Origin of the sequence: Alistipes putredinis DSM 17216, assembly GCF_000154465.1 — a bacterium.
In the GTDB taxonomy this organism is placed as follows: Bacteria; Bacteroidota; Bacteroidia; order Bacteroidales; family Rikenellaceae; genus Alistipes; species Alistipes putredinis.
Window position 1 is genome coordinate 789,209 of sequence record NZ_DS499577.1, and the last position, 21,097, is coordinate 810,305.

Annotated in this window: 13 protein-coding genes; 8 read left to right on the forward strand and 5 right to left on the reverse strand. The window is 57.2% G+C overall.

Annotation, left to right across the window (positions count from 1 at the left end):
• Positions 1-77: 77 nt before the first annotated feature.
• Entirely contained in the window at positions 78-1,784 is a 1,707-nt protein-coding gene (aspT, locus tag ALIPUT_RS03765; protein WP_004328382.1) for an aspartate-alanine antiporter, read from the forward strand.
• A 142-nt stretch (positions 1,785-1,926) separates the two neighbouring features.
• The gene (locus tag ALIPUT_RS03770; protein WP_004328383.1) at positions 1,927-2,382 is read left to right on the forward strand and encodes a GAF domain-containing protein; all 456 of its coding nucleotides are present in this window, start codon (positions 1,927-1,929) and stop codon (positions 2,380-2,382) included.
• 266 nt (positions 2,383-2,648) lie between these two features.
• On the opposite strand, the gene ALIPUT_RS03775 is transcribed toward ALIPUT_RS03770, so the two are convergent.
• The 3 genes from ALIPUT_RS03775 to ALIPUT_RS03785 form a co-directional block, all read right to left on the reverse strand.
• Complete coding sequence (locus ALIPUT_RS03775; RefSeq protein ID WP_004328385.1) at positions 2,649-3,944, reverse strand: OmpA family protein; 1,296 nt, start codon at positions 3,942-3,944, stop codon at positions 2,649-2,651.
• Positions 3,945-4,114: 170 nt separating this feature from the next.
• Positions 4,115-6,661 (reverse strand): adenosylcobalamin-dependent ribonucleoside-diphosphate reductase, encoded by a 2,547-nt coding sequence (locus ALIPUT_RS03780; protein WP_004328386.1) that lies wholly within the window; start codon positions 6,659-6,661, stop codon positions 4,115-4,117.
• A 541-nt stretch (positions 6,662-7,202) separates the two neighbouring features.
• The gene (locus ALIPUT_RS03785) at positions 7,203-7,577 is read right to left on the reverse strand and encodes a RidA family protein (RefSeq protein WP_004328387.1); all 375 of its coding nucleotides are present in this window, start codon (positions 7,575-7,577) and stop codon (positions 7,203-7,205) included.
• 282 nt (positions 7,578-7,859) lie between these two features.
• Between ALIPUT_RS03785 and ALIPUT_RS03790 the strand changes: the two genes are divergently transcribed.
• The 6 genes from ALIPUT_RS03790 to ALIPUT_RS03815 all read left to right on the forward strand — a co-directional run bounded on the left by ALIPUT_RS03790 (position 7,860) and on the right by ALIPUT_RS03815 (position 19,073).
• A complete protein-coding gene (locus ALIPUT_RS03790) occupies positions 7,860-8,285 on the forward strand; it encodes an META domain-containing protein (protein ID WP_004328390.1) in 426 nt (141 codons plus the stop codon).
• Between the two features lie 256 nt (positions 8,286-8,541).
• Positions 8,542-9,672, forward strand: coding sequence for a radical SAM family heme chaperone HemW (gene hemW / locus ALIPUT_RS03795; RefSeq protein ID WP_004328392.1), 1,131 nt, complete (start codon positions 8,542-8,544; stop codon positions 9,670-9,672).
• Positions 9,673-9,698: 26 nt separating this feature from the next.
• On the forward strand, positions 9,699-13,946 hold the full coding sequence (gene glgP, locus ALIPUT_RS03800; protein WP_004328393.1) for an alpha-glucan family phosphorylase: 4,248 nt from the start codon (positions 9,699-9,701) through the stop codon (positions 13,944-13,946).
• A 235-nt stretch (positions 13,947-14,181) separates the two neighbouring features.
• Positions 14,182-16,155, forward strand: a complete 1,974-nt coding sequence (locus ALIPUT_RS03805; RefSeq protein ID WP_004328395.1) for an amylo-alpha-1,6-glucosidase — start codon at positions 14,182-14,184, stop codon at positions 16,153-16,155.
• Positions 16,156-16,485: 330 nt separating this feature from the next.
• Positions 16,486-17,793 (forward strand): glycosyltransferase family 4 protein, encoded by a 1,308-nt coding sequence (locus ALIPUT_RS03810; RefSeq protein WP_004328396.1) that lies wholly within the window; start codon positions 16,486-16,488, stop codon positions 17,791-17,793.
• 14 nt (positions 17,794-17,807) lie between these two features.
• The gene (locus ALIPUT_RS03815; RefSeq protein ID WP_004328397.1) at positions 17,808-19,073 is read left to right on the forward strand and encodes a glycoside hydrolase family 57 protein; all 1,266 of its coding nucleotides are present in this window, start codon (positions 17,808-17,810) and stop codon (positions 19,071-19,073) included.
• Positions 19,074-19,279: 206 nt separating this feature from the next.
• Here the strand turns inward: ALIPUT_RS03815 and ALIPUT_RS03820 are convergent, their stop codons facing one another.
• Positions 19,280-20,173 (reverse strand): AraC family transcriptional regulator, encoded by an 894-nt coding sequence (locus ALIPUT_RS03820; protein WP_004328398.1) that lies wholly within the window; start codon positions 20,171-20,173, stop codon positions 19,280-19,282.
• Positions 20,155-21,090 (reverse strand): diacylglycerol/lipid kinase family protein, encoded by a 936-nt coding sequence (locus tag ALIPUT_RS03825; protein WP_004328399.1) that lies wholly within the window; start codon positions 21,088-21,090, stop codon positions 20,155-20,157. Before ALIPUT_RS03825 ends, ALIPUT_RS03820 begins: the two co-directional genes overlap by 19 nt.
• Positions 21,091-21,097 lie beyond the last annotated feature (7 nt).

Here is a 21,097-nt window from a genome sequence, read left to right on the forward strand (position 1 = left end):
TTCTTCGTCTGTGCGTTTGCGGCACACGGTTTGCCGTTTGATTGACGTGAAACCTAACGAAGAAAACGAGATAAATTATGTTTACAGGTGTACAATTCACGCATTTCATCCAAGCAAATCCCGCGCTGGCCGTTTTTTTGACCATTGCGCTGGGATTTTTGTTGGGTAAGCTGCGCATCCGCAGCTTTTCGCTCGGAACGGTGACCAGCGTGCTGCTGGTGGGCGTGATCGTCGGGCAGCTTCGTATCGAGATTCCCGAACCGGCCAAAACCCTTTTCTTCCTGATGTTCCTCTTCGCCGTGGGATATGCGGTCGGCCCGCAGTTCTTCCGGGGGTTGAAGAAGGACGGATTGCCGCAGGTGGCCTTCGCCGTGGTGGTCTGTTTGCTGTGTTTGGGGTCGGTATGGCTCTTCTCCTGGCTGATGGGCTATACGCTTTCGCAGGCTGCGGGGCTGCTGGCCGGGTCGCAGACGATGTCGGCCGTGCTGGGCGTGGCGACCGATACGATCCGCGAACTGCCGGGCGGAGCGGAAACCGATCTCAGTTCAATGCCCGTTTGTTATGCGGTAACTTACATCTTCGGTACGGCGGGTTCCGCATGGGTGTTGAGTTCGATCGGACCCCGGCTGCTGGGCGGCGTGGCGAAGGTGAAGCAGTCTGCGCGCGATCTGGAGCAGAAGATGGGCGAAGACGTCAGCCTGAAAGCCGGCTTCGACCCGGCGGCCCGGGAGATCGTTTTCCGGGTTTTCAGCGCCGATAACGAATGGTTCGAGGGCGGGCGTACCGTCCACGAATTCGAAACCGTCATGCAGCGCGACGGAAAGCGTATTTTCGTCGAACGGCTCTGCCAGCAGGGGAAGGTCGTCGATGAGGTGACACCCCGGACAGTGATCCGTCCGGGCGATCAACTGGTCGTCAGCGGTCGCCGCGAATACGTCATCAGCGAAGAGAAGTGGATCGGTGCCGAAGTGTCCGATACGACACTGACGAATTTTGCCGTTCAGGTCCTTCCTGTCGTGGTCAATCGCAAGGGGGCTGCCGGGGAGAGGATCGGAAAGGTCTTGTCGGCTAAATTCATGCACGGGGTCAATATCCGGTCCATCGTGCGGGCGGGTGTGAAGATCCCCGTGCGGAGCGGAGCCAAACTCGATGCCGGCGACCGGATCGAATTGGTCGGGCTGCCGCAGGACGTGCGACGTGCCGCCGCACAGTTGGGTTTCAGCGATCCGGTGAAGACCGAGAGCAGCGTTCCGTTGCTGGGGCTGGGTATCTGTCTGGGCGGTCTGATCTTCGGATGGATGCTGGTGGCCAAGATAGGGGCGATTCCCCTGAGTCTGACCGTGAGCGGCGGCGTGCTGCTCGCAGGTCTTTTCTGCGGCTGGGCCCGTTCGCGGCGCCCGACTTTGGGAGGCATTCCCGAACAGACCGTGTGGTTCATGAACAATATGGGACTGAATACTTTCATTGCGATCGTCGGCATTTCGACCGGACCGTCGTTCGTCGCCGGTTTTCAGCAGGTGGGCTGGAGCCTTTTCCTGGTGGGGGCCGGTGCCACGACTCTTCCTCTGGTGCTGGGCGTGTTGATCGGCCGTTACCTGTTCCGTTTCAACGATGCCCTGACGCTCGGATGCGTCGCCGGAGCGCGAACGACTACGGCGGCTCTCGGTGCTGTCGAGGATACGATCGGCAGCAATGTCCCCTCGCTGGGATATACCATCACTTATGCCATCGGTAATACGCTGCTCATCATCTGGGGCGTGGTGCTCGTGTTGCTGTTGGCCTGACGGAGCCGGTCGATGATTCGGGCGGGTCTATGGTTTTCCATAGATCCGCTTTTTCGTGGTGTGAATCGCTAAAAGCGGATGAATCCGGCGGATTTTTGAAAAAAAATTGATTACTTAGCATTCTCTTTTAACGATTGCGACGATGAGTGCGAAACTGGCGAAGTACGACCGGTTGTACGAGCAGATCAAGGGCTATGTACAGACGACCGACGACATTTGGGCACGGCTGGCCACGATGGAGGCCGTGTTGCATCATAAGATGCAGACTTTTTTCTGGACAGGGGTGTATGCCCTTATCGACGACGAACTGATTGTCCGCTCGTACCAGGGGCCCGTTGCCTGTCAGAAGCTGCGGCATCATACGGGAGTTTGCTGGGCGGCGGTCAGCACGGGAGAAACCGTGATCGTGCCCGATGTGGAGCGGTTTCCGGGACATATCGCCTGTAATTCGAAATCCCGCAGCGAGATCGTCCTGCCGATTCGGGACCGGGAAGGGCGTGTGTTCGCCTGTCTGGATGTGGACAGCGACCGGTTGGATGCGTTCGACCGGGAGGATGAAGAGGGGCTGAAAAAGATTCTCTCCCTTCTTTTTGATTAGGCGGCGATCCTGCGTGGGCGGCGTATCGTATCTTCATCACCCGCGAAATCCGGTGCGTCTTTCAGCGATTGTCGTATAAAATAAATTCCGCTGACGCGGATGTCCGAGCAGATTCGGCGCTGCGTCGGCTCGATTATTTTTGTACCGGACAGGAGGCGGTTCGGCGATCTTTACGTACGAATCCGTACGATTATTCGCCTCTTTCTGATCCTTGCACAAAAAAATCCCGCTGTATTTTACAGCGGGATTTTTTTTGTATTTGGCATTTAGCGGATTACCGTTACGCGGTTCTCCTGCTCGGTCTTGAACGGAGACTTGGTGTCGCTGTAACCCTTGTACTGCAGGTTCTCGGCTTTTACGCCTTTCGAGATCAGGTAGTCGTAAACCTTCTTCGCACGCTGCTCGGCCAGGCGGGTATTCACGGCCTTCGAACCGGTTTGGGGATCGGCATGGCCTTCGATCACGTAAATCTTGTTTTTCGGCGCATTCTTGATTTGGGTAGCGATGATGTCCAGGCGGAGTTTCTCTTTCGGACTCAGCTCGGTCTGGCCGATGTTGAAGAAGGTGATGCCTTTGCCGGTCAGATAGATGTCATCGGTGTAGGCATTGCCGTCGAGCTGGTCGGCCGGGATAGGATTGGGACCCCACTTCGCCATTTCGGCAGCTTTCTTCGCGGCGGCAGCTTCGGCAGCGGCTTTTTTCGCAGCTTTGTTTGCTGCAGCCAGGTCATTGGCCAGTTCGGCGTTGTCGGCCTGTACAGCAGCCAGAGCCAGGTCGCGGTCGGCTATGACAGCCTGGTAAGCCATTACATCTTCGACGGTGTAGGGCGAAGCCTGTTTGAAGCCGCGGCGGTTGAAACGGTACGTAAGACCGATCGTGGCACTGTAGGCTGCGGCTACTTTCTGTGTTCCCGAATTCAGGATTGAGGGCATGTTGCTGCTGGGCAGCATCCAAGCCTTGAGTTCCAGTTCGATGTCCAGGGCCGGGCATACGCGGAACTTGTTCAGCAAACCGGCCGTGAAAGCGAACGAGTGGTCCGTCCCGTAGCCCCAGTCGCGCTGGAATTTGTCGGTGAAACCCGATACGTGGTAACCGAAGCCGGCGAAAGGCACTGCGTAATAGACGCGGTCGTCACGCTCGCCGCCGATCCAGTTCGACAGATTCACCATGAAGTCCATGTGCGTGAAGATGTACGGGTCTTTCATGTATTGGTTGCCGAATGCCGTGTCGTTCTGGTACTGGCCGCCCTGAATTTGCAGGCGGGCACCCATTACGGGGTGGAACCATTTGGTCAGCGAGAAGTCGGCCTGCCAGTTGATGTGGTTGAAGCGCGACGATCCGAAATCGTCTTTTCCCAGCGTGCCGTTGAAGACCATAATTTGGGCGCCTCCGGCGACGGTGATTTCCCAGTTGTCGAAGAAACGGTTGGTTTCGTAACCGGCCCAGCCTCGTCTCTTGGGCTGTTGCTCTTCTACGACGATTTCTTCTGCGACAGCGACAACCTGGGCTGAAGCGGCTGCGGCACAAAGAACGAGTGCCATCGTAATGAATAATTTTTTCATGTAGTTCGAATTTAATGTGTAATAATTTTTTGTTTTCGTGTATGTAAACCCTTACACGGGAGCTTGATTCATCTCTATATATCCTTTTGTAGAAGCTAAAAGCAAAGTCCGGGCCAAAAGCCCGGACCTCGTTTGACGTTTTGTATATTTTATTGTCTGTCGGCAGAGAATCAACCGCATTTCGAGTACCCGCAGGACATGCACGTAAGACACCCGTTCTGATAGGCCATCGTCTCCTGGCCGCAGCTCGGGCACTTGTCCTTGGTTTTGGTGCCGTCCGAGATATATTGCTTCAGTGCTCGTTCCACACCCAGCTTCCAGGTATTGATGGTTTCGCTGTTCAGGTGGAGCGATTCGATGAGCGATACGACGTTGGTGATCGGCATGCCGTGGCGCAGGACGCCCGAAATCAGCTTGGCGTAGTTCCAGAACTCTTCGTTGAACAGGCGCGAAATGCCGCCGATGGTGTTGGTGTAGCCGTATCGGTCGATATACTGGAAGTCGTACCGTTTCGAACCGTTCTCCTCGCGTACCTTTATAATAAAGCCCTTGTTGATTTTGGGCGGAATATACATGGCGTCCTCTTCGATTTTACCCGTGAAGATTTCGTAAGGGCGTCCATCCTGCAGGCCGACGAAGGCGATCCAGTTTTCGTTGCCGTTTTTGAAACGCACGATGTCCGCCGGGATCGATTTGGGGCGTTTGAGAATGGTCTGCCCGTTCTCCTCTTTTGCCGCTTTTTTCTTCTTATCGATCAGTACGCCTTCGCGGCAGCCGTCGCGGTAAACCGTTACCCCTTTGCAGCCGCACTCCCAGGCCGTGCGATATACGTCCGCTACGAGTGCTTCGGAAACGTCGTTCGGCAGATTGACCGTCACCGAAATCGAGTGATCGACCCACTTCTGAATTTCGCCCTGCATCTTGACTTTGGCCACCCAGTCGATGTCGTTGGCCGTCGCGCCGTGATAGGGCGATGCGGCTACCCACCGGTTGAGCTCATCGTCCGATATGTCTTGCAGTTTCGAGGTATCGTATCCGTTGGCTTCGAGCCATTTGACGAAGTTGTGGTGATAGACGTTGTACTCTTCGAACTTTTCGCCCATATCGTCCACGAAAGCCACTTTGGCATCCTGGTCCGAAGGGTTGATCTTGCGGCGACGCTTATAGACGGGACGGAAAACCGGTTCGATGCCCGACGTGGTTTGCGACATGAGCGAGGTGGTTCCCGTAGGGGCGATGGTCAGCATGGCGATATTGCGTCGTCCGTGTTTTACCATTTCGGCGTAGAGCTCCGGATCGGCCTCCCGGATGCGGCCGATCATCGGGTTCTTCTCCTCCTTGCGTGCATCGAAAATTTCGAACGCTCCGCGCTCTGCGGCCATCTTTACCGAGGCGCGGTAGGCTTCCAGTGCGAGGGTCTTCTGTACCTTCACGGCGAAAGCCGTCGCTTCGGGCGTACCGTAACGGAGTCCCAATGCTGCGAGCATGTCGCCTTCGGCCGTGATGCCCAGTCCCGTACGACGTCCTTTGCGGGCCATCGTGCGGATCTTTTTCCAGAGTTCGAGTTCCACGCGGCGAATGTCTTCGTCTTCGGGATCGGCGGCGATCTTATTGATGATCAACTCGATTTTTTCCAATTCCAAGTCGATGATGTCGTCCATCATACGCATCGCCTTCTCGACGTGTTGCTTGAATTTCTCGAAGTTGAACGACGCTTCTTTGGTGAAAGGTTTGTCCACGTAACTCAACAGGTTGATCGCCAGCAGGCGGCACGAGTCGTAGGGGCAGAGCGGAATTTCGCCGCAGGGGTTGGTCGCCACGGTCGTAAATCCTTCGTCGGCATAGCAGTCGGGAATACTCTCGCGGATGATCGTGTCCCAGAACATTACGCCCGGTTCGGCCGATTTCCAGGCGTTGTGGATGATCTTGTCCCAAAGTTTCTTGGCGTCGATATCCTGCTGGTAGAGCGGTTTGTCCGAGTGAATCGGGAACTGTTGGTGGTATTTCTTCCCGGCGAGTGCCGCACGCATGAATTCGTCGTCGATTTTGACCGAAACATTGGCGCCGGTCACCTTGCTCGTATCGACTTTGGCATCGATGAAACGCTCTGCGTCGGGATGTTTGATCGAAAGGGTGAGCATCAGAGCTCCCCGGCGACCGTCCTGGGCCACTTCGCGCGTCGAGTTCGAGTAACGCTCCATGAAGGGGACGATACCGGTCGAGGTGAGCGCCGAGTTGAGCACCGGACTACCTGTGGGGCGGATGTGCGAAAGGTCGTGCCCCACGCCGCCGCGCCGCTTCATCAGTTGCACCTGCTCCTCGTCCATGCGGAAGATGCCGCCGTAGGAGTCTGCCGGATTCTTGTGGCCGATGACGAAGCAGTTCGAAAGCGAAGCCGCTTGGAAGTTGTTGCCGATACCGGTCATGGGACCGCCTTGCGGGATGATGTAGCGGAAGTGGTCGAGCAGTTCGAACACCTCCTGCCGGTTCATAGGATTGGGGTACTTCTTTTCGATCCGTTCGATCTCGGCGGCGATGCGCTCGTGCATATCGCGCGGAGTTTTTTCGTAAATATGGCCGTACGAATCTTTCAGGGCATATTTGCTTACCCAAACCGTAGCGGCCAGGTCGTCTCCGTCGAAATATTTTTTCGACGCTTCGACCGCTTCGTTGTAGGACACTTCGGTCGGGAGGCCCGGTTGTTTGTTGCTTGACATGATATCTTGAGTTTTATTTCTTTATGTCTTTACAGGAATCGGGACCGATGCAGGCTTGTTCCGTTCGGTCCCAACTATACAAATTTCCTGCTTTTCTTCGGGATTTTCGAATCTTCCCGCGACAAATTATTCCAAAGTTATCAACAATGGATAAAACGTGCGTCCCAGTGATCCGGGACGCACATTTTGGAAAATGGCGGAGTCGTCAGTCCTCGTTTTTCGCCCGGCAAGCCGGTTTGCCCGTCGTGCATCTATACGGCGAAGTGTTGAGCTTACTACCTCTGTAACATGATTATATAACTTTGTTGCCCCTGTGTTTGATGCTCCCTGTCGGGAGTTCTTTCCCGCTCTGCGGTCCGGTTTCCCTCCGACCGGATAGAAAACGGCGCGTCGGATTCGCGCATATGCACGCCGATCGCAGGCGGTTGCGGACAAGCCCGGAAAACAACGCGGAATCTCGCGTCGTTCGAGTATATATAATCGTTTTTATGGGCGGCGAAGCGCGGTCCTTCCGTCCGTGTTTCCGCTGACCGGACGCGTTTTACTTGACGGCGACCGCATCGATCTCGACCTTCGCACCCATCGGCAGCTTGGATACCTGATAGCAGATGCGTGCGGGCATATCCTTCGTAAAGAACGTGGCGTAAACGGCGTTCATCGCGGCGAAATCGGCGATGTCGGTGAGCAGGACCGTCGTTTTCACGATATCGGCGTGGGAATAACCCGCCTCTTCGAGGATGTGCCCCAGATTGGTGAGCGACTGGCGCGTCTGGTCTTCGATGCTTTCGGGCATCGCGCCGGTGGCGCCGTCGATCGGGAGCTGTCCCGAAATGTAGAGCGTGTCGCCGCACTTTACTGCCTGCGAATAGGGGCCCACCGCTTTGGGGGCTTTGGGAGATGCGATAATGGTTTTCATAGTGTCGTATTATTTTGATTCGTTAAAATTTATGGTTGAATTTTCTTTTTCGTTGTACCCGGTTCTCGTTTGATCGGAAATAGGGTGCGTGCTTTTTCGGTCGCAGGGTATGTCGGCAACCCCGTTTTTCGCCCCGTTTCGCATGAATGTTCGATTTTAAGTTCTATTTTCCTGCGACCGGGCCGTTTTTATCTTCGGGAACCGTGGCGGAGTACAAAGTTACGATTATTTTGGTTATGTTTGCACATATTTTGCTGGATAAAGATTCAAAATCGATAGCTTATGACACGTTTTATGAAACTGGCGGCACTCGCCGCCCTCGTGATGCTCGTAGCCTCCTGTTGTCCCTGCCGTAAACATCGGAAAGGCGACGGCAAACCTTTTGTCGGCACCGAATGGCAGCTTGTGCAGCTCAACGGTCGTGCCGTACCGGTGGAAGGCGACCTCTTTACCGTCGTTTTCGGTGAGGACGGACGTCTTTCGGGGCTCGGAGCCTGCAACCGGTTTATGGGTTCCTACCAAACCACGGAAACAGGCGGTCTGACCGTCGGTCAGAACATGGCTTCGACCCGGATGTTCTGCCCCGATTTGGATCGGGAGCAGGCTTTCGGCGACGTTTTGTCGGGAGCGACTCATTATGAAGTGGACGGCGATATGCTGATGCTTCTTACCGACGGCGAACTGCGGGCTGTTTTGCAGGCCAGATAGCCGGATTGCGCGGATTTTGCGGCGGAGGAACCTTTCGGGGTTCCTCCGCCGGTATTTACAGGGAGTTGTATTTCCTCTTTTGTCCGTTGTTTCGATCATCGGGTTTTTCGTTCCGTTTTTATTATTCTATTGTGTGAAATTTCTGTTACAGAGAAATAATGCGTCTTATATTTTGTTATATTTGTAACAATATAGGATGCGTGCGGGCTGCGTTGAAGTAGATCCGCCTGGCGTTCGGTTTTCATTCGTTAGTCACATGGCCGGACTTTATTTCCATATTCCTTTTTGCCGCAGGATTTGCGCCTATTGCGACTTTTTCAAAAGCGCCGAGGTGGGGCGTGTCGATTCCGTGCTGGATGCGATGGGGCGCGAATTGGACGGAGCCGTCGATTGGCTCGCCGACCGTCGGATCCGCACCGTCTATTTCGGCGGCGGGACCCCGTCGCTCTGCGATCCCGCCCGGTTGCAGGGACTGGCGGACCGGGCGGCGACGCTGCTGGATTGCAGCGGTGTGGAGGAGTTTACCGTCGAGGCCAATCCCGACGATATGACCGAAGAGTGGCTGGAGGCGCTGGCCCGTACGGGTGCGAACCGGTTGAGCGTGGGCGTGCAGTCTTTCGACGACGACGAGCTGCGGCTGATGAACCGGCGCCATACCGGTGCGCAGGCTGTCGAGGCTGTGCGGAGGGCACAGGCTGCGGGTTTTGCGAATCTGACGATCGACCTGATCTTCGGCGTTCCGGGTTTCGGCGGGAAAGTGTTGCAACGTAACCTCGAACAGGCTCTGGCGCTCGGCGTGCAGCATATTTCGGCATACCATTTGACAGTAGAGAAAAATACGGCCTTCGGGCGTCGCCTGGAGCGCGGGCGGTTCTCCGAGGTGGACGAACAGGTGAGCGAACGCGAATACCTGGAGGTGCACCGAACGCTGACCGGGGCTGGATTCGAGCATTACGAAGTGTCGAATTATGCGCTGCCCGGTTGCCGGGCCCGTCACAATGCCGCCTATTGGTCGGGCGACGAGTATTTGGGCATCGGGCCTGCAGCCCACTCCTTCAACGGGAAGTCGCGCCGCTGGGCCGCTGCGTCGATCGACGGCTACCTGGCCGGTGCCGGAACGGAGGCGATTTACGAACAGGAGCGGCTTACGGAGCGGGATCGCTACAACGAGTATCTGATGACCCGCCTGCGCACGGCCGAGGGACTCGAGTTGGCGACGGTCGAAACCTGTTTCGGAAAAGAGCGGGCGGAGCGGCTGCTGCGGCAGGCGGAGCCTTTCATGCGGGTCGGAGAGTTGTGTCTCGCGGCCGGTCGGCTGGCGATTCCGGCGGAGAAGTTTCTGGTGTCGGATGCCGTGATCGGCGCGTTGTTCGAGGCGGACGACTGATTGTTGAATAATCAAACCTTTGAAATATGAACGATATGAAACTGAAACCCGACTGTCTCTTCGAGATCAGTTGGGAGGTATGCAATAAAGTGGGCGGTATCAACACCGTGATAGCGACCAAGGCCCGGACCGTATGCGGAAAGTACGGCGATCGCTATTTTACGATCGGTCCCGATCTGGGGCAGGGGGCTGACCGGGAGTTCGAGGAGGACCCGGCGCTGCTCAAGGGGTGGCGGCAGACCCTGTATGAAAAGGGGATCCGTGTCCGAGTGGGCCGTTGGCGCATCGTCGGGCGGCCGCAGGTGATCCTGGTCGATTTCTCCTCGCTGATTCCCCGCAAGGACGACATCTTGAAGTTCCTTTGGGAGAGCTACCGCGTGGATTCGATTTCGGGCCAGTGGGATTACATCGAGCCGGTGCTGTTCGGCTATGCCGCCGGACTGGTCGTAGCCTCCTACGTCGAAACTTTCTGTAAGTCCGCCGACCGGGTCGCGGCTCATTTCCACGAGTGGATGACCGCCGCCGGAGGACTTTATCTGCGCCGGGAGTCGCCTTACGTAGCCACGTTGTTCACCACGCACGCTACCGTGCTGGGACGCAGCATCGCCGGAAACGGAATGGCGCTTTACAAGGATTTGACTACGTTCAATGCGGACGACCTGGCCCGTCGTTTCGGCGTGACGGCCAAGCATTCGATCGAAAAGAAGGCGGCGGCCAACAGCGACGTTTTCCTGACCGTCAGTGGAATTACGGCCGTCGAATGTCGGTATTTGCTCGGTCACGAAGCGGATGCCGTTACGCCTAACGGCTTCGAGGACGATTTCGTCTGGCAGGGCGACGACTATCGGGTCAAGCGCGAGGAGGCCCGCACGGCCTTGATCGCCGTGGCGGAAGCCTGTCTGGGACGCAAGTTGCAGGACGATCCGCTGATCGTCGGCACGAGCGGCCGGTACGAATTCCGCAACAAGGGGCTGGATGTGCTGCTGGAGGGTATGAAGCGGCTGGCCGGTTTGGAGCGTCTGGAGCGTGAAGTCGTGTTGTACGTCATGGTGCCGGCCGCCAACCGGGGGGCCCGCGCCGACTTGCAGAAACACCTGCAGGATCCCTCGCAGCCGATCGACGGCTCGCAATGGCCCTGGGCGACCCATTATCTGGAGAATATGCAGTGGGACCCGATCGTGCGGGCGATCGACGGCAGCCCTTTGGCCGATCCCGCGTCCAAAGTGCATGTGATTTTCGTACCTTCGTATTTGGATGACCGGGACGGTATTTTCGACAAGAGCTATTACGAGTTGCTCGTGGGCATGGATTTGACGCTGTTTCCCTCCTATTACGAGCCGTGGGGCTATACTCCGCTCGAGTCGATCGCCTTTTCCGTGCCGACCGTCACCACGACGCTGGCCGGGTTCGGTCTTTGGATTGACCGGCGGGAGGAGCATCCCGGCGTAGCGGTGCTCTGCCGCGAGGACGGCAACGACGACGAGGTGGCCTCTGCGCTGGCCGACGCCGTGCTGCGGTTTTCGCAGTTGGAAGCCGCTCGTGTGGAGGAGATGCGTCGTGCTGCGGGCGAGTTGTCGAAAGAGGCGCTTTGGAGCCGGCTGTTCAAGGCGTATGAGGAGGCCTATGCCCAGGCGATCGACAATGCCGATGTGCGGATGAACCATGCGGCTGCGGATACGGCGCAGTTGCCAGAGCAGCAGGTTAAATTGGTGTATCAGGTGCTCCGTCCCGAACGTCCCGACTGGAGCCGGACGATGGTGGAGAAGAATCTGCCCGATCGGCTCCGCCCTCTCGAGGAATTGGCTCATAACCTTTGGTGGTGCTGGAATCCCGGAGCCAGAGATCTGTTCGAAGAGATAGATCCCGACCTTTGGAACCGGAGCGAGCGTAATCCGATCGCTTTTCTCGACTTGCTCAGTGTGAATCGTCTGAAGGAGTTGGAGCGGGACGAACGGTTTCTGGTGCTGCTCGATGCGGTATATGCGCAGTTCAGGAGCTACATGTCCGAGAAACCCGATCCGGCGACGCCGAAAATCGCCTATTTCTCGATGGAGTACGGCCTGCACGCTTCGCTGAAAATCTACTCGGGCGGGTTGGGAATTCTGGCCGGCGATTACCTCAAGGAGGCGTCGGACAAGAACGTGCCGATGGTCGCGGTCGGACTGCTTTACCGGTACGGTTATTTTACCCAGAAGCTTTCCGCTCAAGGAGCGCAGGAGGCGACTTACGAGGCCCAGAATTTTTCGAAGCTGCCGATCGAGCCTGTACGCGATGCGGTGGGTAACTGGGCGACTGTGACGATTCCGTTGCCGGGGCGTACGCTGACGGCCCGCATTTGGCTCTGCCGGGTGGGACGTACCGATTTGTATCTGCTCGACGCCGACTACGAGGCCAACCTCGAGGAGGATCGTCGGGTGACTCACTACCTGTACGGCGGAGACTGGGAAAACCGTCTCAAACAGGAAATTCTGCTGGGTATCGGCGGGGTGCGGGCGCTTCAGTCGCTGCATATTGCGCAGGATATTTCCCATTGCAACGAAGGACATGCGGCGTTCCTCGGCCTGGAACGTATCCGCAATTTGGTGCTGCGCCGCCGCCTGACTTTCTCCGAAGCGCTGGAGATTGTCCGCTCTTCGTCGCTGTTTACGACCCATACACCCGTTCCTGCGGGACACGATGCCTTTCCCGAGGCGATGATCCGGCAGTATCTGTCTCATTATCCCGAGGAACTGGGGATCGGCTGGGCGCAGTTCATCGGTCTGGGACGTGTCGATCCGGAGGATCCGAACGAGAAATTCTCGATGTCGGTGCTCGCCTGCAACCTTTCGCAGGAGGTCAATGGGGTGTCGTGGCTGCACGGCGAGGTTTCCAAAGAGATTTTGGGGAATTTATGGCCGGGCTACTTCAAAAACGAGCTGCATATCGGTTACGTGACCAACGGTGTGCACTTCCCGACCTGGACGGCGACGCGCCTGCGTCGTCTGTATGCCCGCTATTTTCCCGAAGGGTTCGAGGGGCACGAATATCGTATTTCCGAGTGGAAGAAGGTGTACGACATCCCGGACGAAGACCTGTGGCGGGAACGTCTGGTGCTCAAGGAGAAACTCGTCCGCATGATCCGCCGTCGCTATTGCGATCCCAGCCATGTGCGCATGGATTCGCCCCATCAGGTCATGCAGGTACTCGAAGGGATCAAGCCCGACGTGCTGAAGATCGGTTTCGCACGCCGGTTCGCCACTTACAAACGAGCGTTGCTGCTCTTCACCGATTTGGATCGCCTGGCGGCCATTGTCAATAACAAGGAGCGTCCCGTGCAGTTTATCTTCGCGGGCAAGGCGCATCCCAATGACAAGCCGGGGCAGGATCTGATCAAGCGAATCATCGAAGTCGCAGCCATGCCGCAGTTCTCCGGCAAGATCATCTTCCTGCAGAATTACGATATGGAGCTGGCGCGTCGTCTGGTGCAGGGGGTGGACGTGTGGCTCAATACCCCGACTCGTCCGCTCGAGGCGTCGGGTACGTCGGGTGAAAAGTGCGTGATGAACGGCGTGCTGCAGTTTTCGGTGCTCGACGGCTGGTGGGTCGAAGGATACAAGGAGGGTGCCGGTTGGGCACTGCCGATGGAGACGGTCTTTTCCGATCCGCAGTATCAGAACGAACTCGACGCCGAGATGATTTACAATACGATCGAAGAGGAGATCGTGCCGAAATACTACGACCGGGATGCCGACGGTATTCCCCGTGCGTGGATGGCTTCGGTGAAAAAATGTATTGCCGAAATCGCTTCGAACTTCACGACCAACCGGATGCTGCGCGACTATGAGGTGCGTTTCTACAACCGGCTGGCGGCCCGCAAGCGGGAACTGTCGGAGAACGACTTCGCCGTTGCGCGCGAGATCGTCGCCTGGAAGCACAAGGTGCTGGCTGCGTGGCCTGCCGTGAAGATCGTGGACGTGCAGCGTGCCCGGGTCGGCGACAAGCCGATCTTCATAGGACGCAGTTACCATTTCGAGCTTACGCTCGACCTGGCCGGACTCGCTCCGGAGGACGTGGGGGCCGAACTGGTCGTGGCCCGTCCCGTGGAGCCGGACCGGGTCGTGGAGGTCATCCGTACCGTGCCGCTCAGCCAGGTGCAGGTTTCGGGCAGCCAGGTGACTTTCGCCTTGGACTATGTTCCCGAACAGGCCGGGATGTTCGATATGGCGCTGCGCATTTTCCCGCAGAATCCGATGTTGCCGCATCGTATGGATTTCGCATTGGTGAAGTGGGCATGAAATGATTGTTGAAAAAAAGGTCGTTTTCTGATAATTTTTGATTTTTCGCACGGTTTGGACTTGATGGTCTGCGAAAAAAAGAGTATCTTTCAGAAAAGATCGTTCAAGCGGACCGGAACTTTTTCTGATCCGGTCGGCGGAGAAAACGAAATAAACGATTCGACGGGTCCGGCAGGAGTACGGGCTGATTTTGCCGTTCCGCTCTGTCGGAAATGAACATAAAGAACAAACAGTTATGTCGGTACTTACATTTGATAAGAAGGAACTGGGAAATCTGGAGTATTCGTTGCAGCGCGAAATGCTGGCTACGGATCGCAGAGGCGGCTATATGAGCACGACCATCGTTTGCTGCAACACGCGCAAGTATCATGGCCTGATGGTGGCACCCATCGACGACAGCGACCGCGCTTACGTGCTGCTCTCGTCGGTGGATGAAACCGTCGTGCACGACGGGCAATCCTTCAACCTGGCGCTGCACCGTTTCCCGGGAACCTATGAACCTCGGGGGCATAAGTACATCACCGATTTCGAATATACGCCGACACCGACGATCACCTACCGCGTGGGAAGCATCGTGTTGCGGAAAGAGCTGCTCTGGATACACAACCGCACGCAGTTGATGATCCGCTATACGCTGCTGGAGGCGCCGTCCGATGTCCGGCTTAGGCTCCGGCCTTTCTTCGCCTTCCGGGACAAACATGCGCTCACGCATGCCAATATGGAGGCCGACGGACGTTCCCGGCCGATTCCGGGCGGGGTGAAGTGTCGGTTGTATTCCGATTTTCCCTGGCTGTACCTGCAAACCGATTGTCGGGATGCGGAGTTCGTGCCGGCTCCCGACTGGTACTATAATTTCGAATACGCCAGAGAGATCGAGCGAGGATACGAGGGAGATGAGGATCTGCTTACGACGGGTTATTTCGAACTCAGTCTCGGTCGGCGGCAAAGCGTGATTTTCTCTGCGTCCGTCGAAGCCATTCCCGATCCTGCGGCCATCGGCGGAATGTTTGCGGAGGCTCTGAGCGCCCGCAGCCGCAAGGTCGATTTTCTGAGCTGCCTGCGCCACTCTGCCCGGCAGTTCGTCGTCCGCCGCCGGGACGGGCGGGCCGAGGTGCTGGCCGGGTATCCCTGGTATGGGCAGATCGGACGTCAGACGCTCGTAGCGCTGCCCGGCATCGCGCTGGAGCAGGGACGCACGGAGGATTGCCTGGATGTGCTCGATACGGTCGTGCGCGGACGCCGGGACGGTATGTTTACGGGTTCTTTCTCGGCTGCCGAGGCTGCGGATGCTCCGCTTTGGTTTTTCTGGGTGCTTCAGCAGTTGCAGCGGACGCTGGGTGAGGAGGAGATATGGAAGCGCTACGGTATCGTGATGAAAGAGCTGCTGGCGGCTTATCGCCGGGGCGTCGGCGGCGTGGCCGTGCACGATAACGGTTTGGTGTGGGCCTCGGCGCCCGACAAAGCCCTCACCTGGATGAATGCGCTGGCGGGTGGTGTCCCCGTCGTGTCGCGGGACGGGTATCCGGTCGAAATCAACGCACTTTGGTACAACGCCGTGTGTTATGCCCTTGAGCTGGCTTCCCGTTTCGGCGAGGAGGAGTTCGTCGGCGAGTGGAAAGCGTGGCCCGAGCGGATTCGGAACGCTTTTCGGGAGATGTTCTGGAGCGGCGACGACGGGTATCTGGCCGATTTCGTAGGTCCTGAAGGGCCGAATCGGTGGATTCGTCCGAATATGGTGGTGGCGTGCGGTTTGGATTACAAGATGCTCGATGAGGAGCAGCAGGCTTCGGTGCTTCGGATCGTGGGGCAGCATTTGCTGACACCCAAAGGGCTGCGTTCGCTTTCGCCCCGCAATCCTCGCTATAAGAACCGCTGCGAGGGCGATGAAGCCGTTCGTGCGGAGGCTTCGATGAACGGCTCCGTATGGGTTTGGCCGCTTTGGTTTTATGTCAAGGCTTCGTTCGACCTCGGTGGCCGTGAGTTTCTGCCTCGGGCGGAGGAGCTGCTCGCCCGTTTCGGCGAGGAGATTCAGAGTTACGGTATCGGATCGATCAACGAGCTATTCGACGGCGATCCTCCGCATGCGCCTTGGGGCGCCGTGTCGCAGGCGTGGAGTGTCGGGGCGGTGTTGATGATCCGTGAAACGACCGAACGCTGGCGTCGTCGCCGGGGACACGGGTTGTTGCCGGGTCTTCGGAAAAAGCGCTAAAGGATGCGAAGGAAAAGAACTTGCCGCCGCGTAAGGTGTCCGAAATTTTTTCTGTCGGCCCGGGCAGGCCGGGATGGAGGTTGCCGGGAGGGGCGACCGGTGTTTCGCGAAGTCGAATAAGTTACGAAATGAAACGTGATTATATACTTTGAGTGTACCTTTTCGGGGGCGCAGTGTCCCAAATTCCCTCCGAGAAGCGGATTTAGGGGAAGGGTGCATGGCGGACACGGTTTCGGGCCGCGAATAAGCACTCCTCGGATTCGATGCTGCGACCGTCGGATAAGGGTACATGGAAAGATATAATTGTTAGAATAAAAAAATAGAATACAAATGAGAGTGTTGATGTTCGGTTGGGAGTTTCCTCCCCATATCGCCGGCGGGCTGGGTACGGCCTGCTACGGTATGACGCGCGGTCTTGCACGCAACGGTGTGGAGGTCGTTTTCGTCATGCCGCGTGCCTATGGCGACGAGGACCAGCGCTTCGTCCGCGTGGTGAATGCGAGCGACGTGGAAACGATCGGTACGCGCGATCATGAGTTTTCCGAAGAGCTGCTCGAGAAGGTTTCGTTCATCCACATCGATTCGAACATGTTGCCCTACATCTCTCCGGAGGAGTATGCCGCCTACCACGACGAGTTCGTTCGCAGCGGCCGGACACACGAGTGGACCGACGTATGGAAACAGCGCTACACCTTCTCCGGAAAATACGGCGCCAACCTGATGGAGGAGGTCGCCCGGTATGCAATGGTGGCGGCGCAGGTGGCCAAAGACCTCGAAGGGCAGTTCGACGTGATCCATGCCCACGACTGGCTGACCTATTTCGCCGGAATTGCGGCCAAGCGGGTTTCGGGTAAGCCGCTGGTGGTGCACATGCACGCCACGGAGTTCGACCGCAGCGGCGAGAATATCAACCGTCGGGTCTATGCCATCGAAAAGGCGGGTATGCAGGCTGCCGACCGGGTGATCGCGGTGTCGGAGCTGACGCGTCGCATCGTCATCGGCAAGTACGGCATTCTGGCCGATAAGGTCGTGACGGTGCATAACGCCGTGCGTTTCGGCGAGTCGGAGGAGGCTGCGCCGGAGCGGGCGGTCAAGGATAAGGTCGTCACCTTCCTGGGACGCATCACCTACCAGAAAGGTCCCGATTATTTCGTCGAGGCTGCGGCCAAGGTGCTGCAACGGGTTTCGGATGTGCGTTTCGTCATGGCCGGCTCGGGCGATCTGATGAACCATGTGGTGCGGCGCGTGGCCCAGTTGGGGATCGCCGACCGCTTCCATTTCACGGGGTTCCTCAAGGGCGGGGAGGTGCAGCGGATGTTCCGTCTGTCGGATGTCTATGTCATGCCTTCGGTGTCGGAGCCGTTCGGTATTTCGCCGCTCGAGGCCATGCGTTCGGGCGTTCCCGTGATTATCTCGCGGCAAAGCGGTGTGGCGGAGGTGCTGGATTACGCCATTAAAGTGAATTACTGGGACGTGGATGCTCTGGCCGATGCCATTTACGGGCTTCTTACTTATCCGGCTCTGGGTAGGATGTTCGCTTCGAAAGGGCTGGAAGAGGTGACCGGACTCAAATGGACCAATGCCGCAGCGAAGATCAAGACGGTTTACGAAACTGTCGTCGCGGAGGCGAACAATTAAAATATTTGCGGAGTATGAAAACGATTTGTTTCTATTTTCAGGTACACCAGCCCTGGCGGCTGAAGCGTTACCGTTTCTTCGATATGGGCCGTGACCACAACTACCTGGACGACCTGACCAATCGCTCGATCATGCAGAAGGTCGCGCGTGAGTGCTATCTGCCGATGAATGCCTTGCTGTTCAATCTGATCCGGCAGAGCGAGGGGCGTTTCCGCTGTACCTTTTCGCTGACGGGGCTGGCCGTCGAACAGATGCGGGCGTATGCGCCCGAGGTGCTCGATTCGTTCCGCCGCCTGGCCCGGACGGGCTGCGTGGAGTTCCTGGCCGAAACTTACTCCCATTCGCTGGCTTCGCTTTCGTCGAAGGAGGATTTCATGCAGCAGGTTGCGCTCCATACCGAACTGATGAAAAAGGAGTTCGGCGTTGCGCCGACCGCCTTTCGCAATACCGAACTGATCTATTCCGACCGGATCGGCTCCGATGTGGCCGAGATGGGTTTCAAGACCATGTTGGCCGAGGGAGCCCGACACGTACTGGGATGGAAGTCGCCCGGCTATGTTTATGCCAATGCGCTCGACCAGCGCTTGAGGCTGTTGCTGCGCAATTACAAGCTCTCGGACGACATCGCGTTCCGTTTCTCCAACCGAGGGTGGGACCAATGGCCTCTCACGGCGGAAAAATACACGGGGTGGCTCGCTTCGGACGAGCTGGAGGGGGATGTGGTCAATCTCTTCATGGATTACGAAACCTTCGGCGAGCACCAGCGTGCCGATACGGGTATTTTCGACTTTATGAAGGCGCTCGTTCCGGCTGTTCTGAAGCGGGAGGGGTTGGAGTTCGCTACGGTGAGCGAAGCCGCTGCGAAATACCAGCCCGTCGCCGTACTCCATTGTCCGCACGTGATGTCTTGGGCGGACGAGGAACGTGACATCACGGCGTGGCTGGGCAACGAATTGCAGAACGAAGCTTTCGGAAAACTGTATGCCCTGCGGGATAAGATCGCCCGGCTGAAGGATCCCGATTTCGACCACGTGTGGAACTTCATGCAGGCTTCGGATCATTTCTATTATATGGCGACCAAGTGGTTGTCGGACGGGGACGTACATGCCTATTTCAATCCTTACGAATCGTCCTACGATGCCTTTATCAACTATATGAACGTGCTTTCGGATTTCGAGATCGAAGTGGAGAAGGCGTTCGACCGGAAGCCGCCGGTCCGCAAGACCAAACCGTCGCCGAGGAAAAAGGGTTCCGATCGGGAGAAAGCCGGGGTGCGATAATCTTTCGGTCGAAAAAGGCGGTGCGTCATAACAGGCAAACTGCTTCGTTATTATCGGTGTCACGGCTCGATCATGTGCGTCGGTACACACTCTTCGCCGTGAACCTCGATGCCTTGTATTTTACCTGTTTTTACATACCTGAAAAGGGATGCGCCGAATTTCTCGATTTGACACGTCCCTTTTTTATTCCGGGATGCCTCGGTCCGTCAGCTGCCCTTGCGCTTGAACCGCGACGGGCTGTAGCCCGTGTGTTGTTTGAAATATTTGCCGAAGAACGACTGGGTCGAGAAGTTGAGGTGATAGGCGATCTCCTGGATGCTCATGCCCGAATAGCGCAGCAGGCTTTTTGCCTCGAGGATCACCGCTTCGTCGATCCACCGGGCGGCGGTTTTGCCGCTCACGTCCTTGGAAACGGTCGAAAGGTATTTGGGGGTGATGTTGAGGCGGCGGGCATAGAACCGGACGTTCCTCTCCTGTTTGCTGTATTGCCGGACTAATTCCATGAACTCTTCGAAGATCACCTCGCCGCGCCCCAACTTGACCGTGTTTTTCTGCTCGCGCATGTTCAGCTCGGTGATGATGTAGAAGACTGCGGTGAACAGGCAGCGGATGATCTCCTGTCTGTAATGTTCCTTGTCGCTGGCAAGAATCGTCTTGATGAGTTGGAACACCTGTCGGATCTCGTGCGTGTCCTGGGGTGTCACCCGCAGGCAGGGCTGTTTGCCGAAACGCATATAGACGGGCAGCGAGGCCGAAAGGTCTATCTGGATCTCGTTGATGAACGATTTGGAACAGGCGACGAAATAGGCCGCCGCATCGCTGGTGCTGGCCACCGTGCGGATCACGCGGTCGGGGCTGAAGAAGACGATCGTGTCGGGCACGACTTCGTACTCTTCCGTATCGATCGCTACGACGGCCGAACCGCTGGCCATGATGATCGCCGAGAAGCCGTCGATCAGGGCGGGGTAGTTGCCCAGCGTATCGCGGTGGATGTCGAACGAAGCGATCACCAGGTCGTCCGACAGGTAATAAACGTCCCGCATCTCCTGCTTGATGCGGGAGATCGAAACTTTTTGCAGGGTTATCTCGTCCGCCACCATGCCAGTTTGCTGATCAGATTCTTGAAATAGGCGAACCGGCCCCGGCGGGGTGCCTCCGACAGCGGGCAGACGACGCGGAGCTCGTTGTGCAGACATTCGATGTGCAGCGGGAAATCGGCCCCCTTCTGTCCGTCCACGTCGGTAGGTTCGTTGATCGGCGAGGTGATGTCGAGCGTGCGGGCTCGGAAATGTTTTACCTGCGAGGGCCGACCGCCCAGCAGGTGACGGAGCATCGATACGACCGAGAAGAGCATGTTGCGCCTTTGCAGCAACAGACAGTCGAACATACCGTCCTTAATGCTCGAGCGGGGGGCAAGGTGGAATCCTCCGGCCGTTTCTCCGTTGAATATCAAGGCCATGAGCGATTCGAGGTCGAAGGCTTTGCCGTCGGCGAGAATTTGCAGCGGAATGCCGTGTACCGAGCGGAACTCCTTCACGCCCTCGATCAGGTAGGCCAGCTTGCCGATCTGGTGCTTGCGTTTGTCCGGCGTGCGCTGGGACGTGGTGGTGAAGATGCCGAAACTGAAGATATTAACGAAATAGTGGTCGTTCACGCGTCCGCAATCGACCCGCTCTTCCGTGCCGCCGAGGAGTTGCGCCGCCGCCTTGACCGGGTTTTTCTCCATGCCGAGCGCTCCGGCGAAGTCGTTGGCCGTACCTGCCGGGATGATGCCCAGCAGCAGGTCGAGGTGCTTCTCCTTCATCCGATTGACCACGTAATTGACCGTGCCGTCGCCGCCCGCCACGACCACCAGATCGACCGTTTCGTGTCCATTGAAAGGGTTGCGGCTGAAATCGATCGGGCCGTCTACGATCGAGTAGCCGGCCTGCCGGAACATTTCGCCGATGGCTTGGGAATCTTTTTCGATTTTTCCTTTTCCCGACTGGGGGTTATAGAGAAATAGAACTTGTTTCATTCGTACG